At 67.0% G+C, this 3,980-nt stretch carries 4 protein-coding genes; all 4 read right to left on the bottom strand.

Translation table 11 applies throughout. From position 1 onward, the window contains the following. A partial coding sequence (locus tag H0U68_RS15320; protein ID WP_296357070.1) for a hypothetical protein occupies nucleotides 1-500 on the bottom strand: 500 nt, incomplete at its 3' end. Beyond that, nucleotides 497-1,594 (bottom strand): cell division protein ZapE, encoded by a 1,098-nt coding sequence (gene zapE, locus H0U68_RS15315; protein ID WP_296357068.1) that lies wholly within the window; start codon nucleotides 1,592-1,594, stop codon nucleotides 497-499. The genes zapE and H0U68_RS15320, both read right to left, overlap by 4 nt. A 107-nt stretch (nucleotides 1,595-1,701) precedes the next feature. Further along, nucleotides 1,702-3,174, bottom strand: coding sequence for a dihydrolipoyl dehydrogenase (gene lpdA / locus H0U68_RS15310; protein ID WP_296357066.1), 1,473 nt, complete (start codon nucleotides 3,172-3,174; stop codon nucleotides 1,702-1,704). Between the two features lie 57 nt (nucleotides 3,175-3,231). Continuing rightward, a partial coding sequence (odhB, locus tag H0U68_RS15305) for a 2-oxoglutarate dehydrogenase complex dihydrolipoyllysine-residue succinyltransferase (protein WP_296357064.1) occupies nucleotides 3,232-3,980 on the bottom strand: 749 nt, incomplete at its 5' end.

Genomic DNA, 3,980 nt, shown 5'->3' with positions numbered 1-3,980 from the left:
GCCTTCTGCGCCTCGGCAGCCCGCTGCGCGGCGGCCTGCGCCTTGTCCGGCTGCGCTGGCTTGGCCGGTTCGGCGCCTTGCCCCTGCCCTTGCCCCTGCGTGGTGCGCTTGGCCGCTTTCTCCGCTGCGCGCGCTTCGCGCTGCTGCTGGTCCTTCACCGACTCGGCGCGCTTGTCAGCCTGGCGCTGCTGCTGCGCGGCCGATTGCTTCTGGTCGATTTCGCGCAGCCGCTCGGCGGCCTTGCGCTTGCGGTCCGCCTCGTTGAGCGTGAGTTCCTGGCGCCGCAGTTCACCCACAGCGTCGCGGCGGCGCGCCTTGGCATCGTTGAGGCAATCGGTCACCGCAAACTTCGCGCGGCAGGCTTTTTCCTCGGAGGCGAAGCGCTCCTCCACCTGCTTGCGTTCGCCCGAGATGCGCGCGCGCTCGCCCGCCACGTCGGCTTCCTGCGCCCAGGCGCCCGCGGTGGCCAGGACCAGGAAGCTCAGCAACAAGGATTTCATGTGATGCGCGTGTCGACGGCGCGGTGTTCCAGCGCCAGGAACTCGGCCGACTGCATTTCGTTCAGCCGGGAGATGGTGCGCGGGAATTCGTGGGCCAGCGGACCGTCGGTGTACAACGCCTCCGGCGCCACCTCGGCCGACAGGATCAGCTTGACCCGGCGGTCGTACAGCACGTCCACCAGCCAGGTGAAGCGCCGCGCTTCCGAGGCGAGGCGCGGCGACATGCGCGGCACGTCGCTCAGCAGCACGGTGTGGAACTGGGTGGCGATTTCCAGGTAGTCGTTCTGCGAACGCGGGCCGCCGCACAGCGCCTTGAAGTCGAACCAGACCACGCCGCCCGCGCGCCGGCGCGAACGGATCTCGCGGTGCTCGATGTGCAGCACCGGGTCGTCGTCCTGTTTCTCGGCCAGCCGCGTGAACGCCTCGTTCATCTCGGCGTCGGCCTGCGCGCCCAGCGGCGTGTGGTACAGCCGCACCTGCTCCATGGTGCGGCGGCGGTAGTCCACGCCGTTGTCCACGTTGACGACTTCCAGCTTCGCATTGAGCAGGTCGATGGCCGGCAGGATGCGGTCGCGGTGCAGCCCGTTGGGGTACAGGTCGTCGGGCTTGAAGTTGGACGTGGTGACGAAGCCCACGCCGTTGGCGAACAGCGCATCCAGCAGGCGGTGCAGGATCATCGCGTCGGTGATATCGGCGACGTGGAACTCGTCGAAGCAGATCAGCCGGTAGCGCTTGGCCATGCGCGCGCCCAGGTCGTCCAGCGGATCGGCCACGCCCTTGAGTTCGCCCAGTTCGCGGTGCACCTCGCGCATGAATTCGTGGAAGTGCAGCCGCGTCTTGCGCACGATGGGCACGGCCTGGAAGAAGCAGTCCATCAGGAAGCTCTTGCCGCGCCCGACGCCGCCCCACAGGTACACGCCCTGCGGGATCTCCGGGCGGTTGATCAGCTTTTTCCAGACACTGGAACGCTGCTCCTTGAACTGCGCCCACTCGCTGGCGCAGCGCTCCAGGGCGTCGACGCCGCGCTGCTGCGCGGGGTCGCTTGCGTAACCCCGCACCTGCAGCTCGGCTTCGTAGACGGATTGGACGGACATGCGCGGTTCCCGTTCGCCCTGAGCCTGTCGAAGGGCCTCGTCGTCCTTGCCAGGACTGGCTTCGACAGGCTCAGCCCGAACGGGCGTGGTGGAGGTTCAGGTGCTGGTTAGAAATTCAGGCTGCGCTTGTCCACCGCAAGCGCCGCTTCCTTGGTGGCTTCCGACAGCGACGGGTGCGCGTGGCAGATGCGCGCGATGTCCTCGCTGGAGGCGCGGAATTCCATCGCCACCACCGCTTCGGAGATCAGCTCGCTGGCCATCGGGCCGACCATGTGCACGCCCAGGATCTCGTCCGTCGTGGCGTCGGCCAGGAACTTCACCATGCCGGTGGTGTCGCCCAGCGCGCGGGCGCGGCCGTTGGCCATGAACGGGAAGGTGCCGGCCTTGTACTTCACGCCGGCGGCCTTGAGCTGCTGCTCGGTCTGGCCGACCCAGGCGATTTCCGGGCTGGTGTAGATCACCCAGGGAATGGTGTTGAAGTTCACGTGGCCGTGCTGGCCCGCGATGCGCTCGGCCACCGCCACGCCCTCTTCCTCGGCCTTGTGCGCCAGCATCGGGCCGCGCACCACGTCGCCGATGGCCCAAACATTCGGCAGGCTGGTGCGGCACTGGTCGTCGACGACCACCGCGCCGCGCTCGTCCAGCTTCAGGCCGACCGCTTCGTGGTTCAAGCCGTTGGTGTTGGGCACGCGGCCGATGGACACCACCAGCTTGTCGACCTCCAGCGTCAGCGCCTCACCCTTGGCCGTGGTGTAGGCCACCGACACGCCCTTGCCCGCGCCGCCGTTCCTGATCTCGCCGACCTTCACGCCCAGCTCGATCTTCATGCCCTGCTTGACGAACGCCTTGTGCGCTTCCTTGGCGATCTGCTCGTCCACCGCACCCAGGAAAGTTGGCAGCGCTTCCAGCACGGTGACCTCCGCGCCCAGGCGGCGCCACACCGAGCCCATCTCCAGGCCGATGACACCCGAGCCGATCAGCACCAGCTTCTTCGGCACGGCGGGGATGCGCAACGCACCGTCGTTCGACAGGATGTTGTCCTCATCGAACGGCGCGCCGGGCAGCGCGCGCGCGCTGGAACCGGTGGCGACGATGACGTGCTTGGCGACCAGCGTTTCTTCCGCCGCGCCCGTGACCTGGATCTCGTAGCCGTCACCTTCCGTTCGCCCCTCGCCGCCCGTTCGCCCTGAGCCTGTCGAAGGGCCCGCGAACGAACCGCGCCCATGGAAGAACGCGACCTTGTTCTTCTTGAACAGGAACAGGATGCCGTCGTTGTTCTGCTTCACGACGGTGTCCTTGCGCGCCAACATCTTCGCGAGGTCGAGCGCGAGCCCGCTCACGTTGATGCCGTGGTCGGCGAAGTGCTTGCCCGCATGCTCGAAGTTCTCGGACGACTGCAGCAGCGCCTTGGACGGGATGCAGCCGACGTTGGTGCAGGTGCCGCCGGGGGCGGGCTTGCCGTCCTTGTTCTTCCACTCGTCGATGCAGGCGGTGTTGAAGCCCAGCTGCGCCGCGCGGATGGCGGCGATGTAGCCGCCGGGGCCGCCGCCGATCACGACGACATCGAAATTTTTAGCCATAGTGTTCCAGCATGTTGGGGACAGAGCACGCTGCGCGTGGTCTGTCCCCAAGACCAATCAAATATCGAACAGCAGGCGCGCCGGATCTTCCAGCGCTTCCTTCATCGCGACCAGGCCCAGCACAGCTTCGCGGCCGTCGATGATGCGGTGGTCGTAGGACATCGCCAGGTAGTTGATCGGCCGGATCACGATCTGGCCGTTCTCCACCACGGCGCGGTCCTTGGTGGCGTGCACGCCCAGAATGGCCGACTGCGGCGGGTTGATGATGGGGGTGGACAGCATCGAGCCGAACACGCCGCCGTTGGAGATGGAGAAGGTGCCGCCGGCCAGGTCTTCCAGGCCCAGCTTGCCGTCCTTGGCCTTCTGGCCGTATTCGGCGATCTTCTTCTCGATCTCGGCAAAGCCCATCTGATCGACGTTGCGCAGGATCGGCACCACCAGGCCGCGGGGCGATCCGACCGCGATGCCGATGTCGAAGTAGCCGTGATACACGATGTCGTTGCCGTCGGTCGAGGCATTGAGGATCGGGTACTTCTTCAGCGCGTGCATCGCCGCCTTGACGAAGAAGCTCATGAAGCCGAGCTTCACGCCGTGCTCCTTCTCGAACTTCTCCTGAAACTTCTTGCGCATCTCCATCACCGGGGCCATGTTGACCTCGTTGAAGGTGGTGAGGATGGCGTTGGTGCTCTGCGACTGCAGCAGGCGCTCGGCGATGCGCGCGCGCAGCCGGCTCATCGGCACGCGCTGCTCCGGGCGATCGCCGTAGGCCGCCGAGGTCGGGGCGGTGACGGCGGGCAGCGGCGTTG

It is taken from the genome of Ramlibacter sp. (assembly GCF_013697775.1).
Taxonomy (GTDB): domain Bacteria; phylum Pseudomonadota; class Gammaproteobacteria; order Burkholderiales; family Burkholderiaceae_C; genus Ramlibacter.
This window is presented reverse-complemented; position numbering and strand designations above follow the sequence as displayed.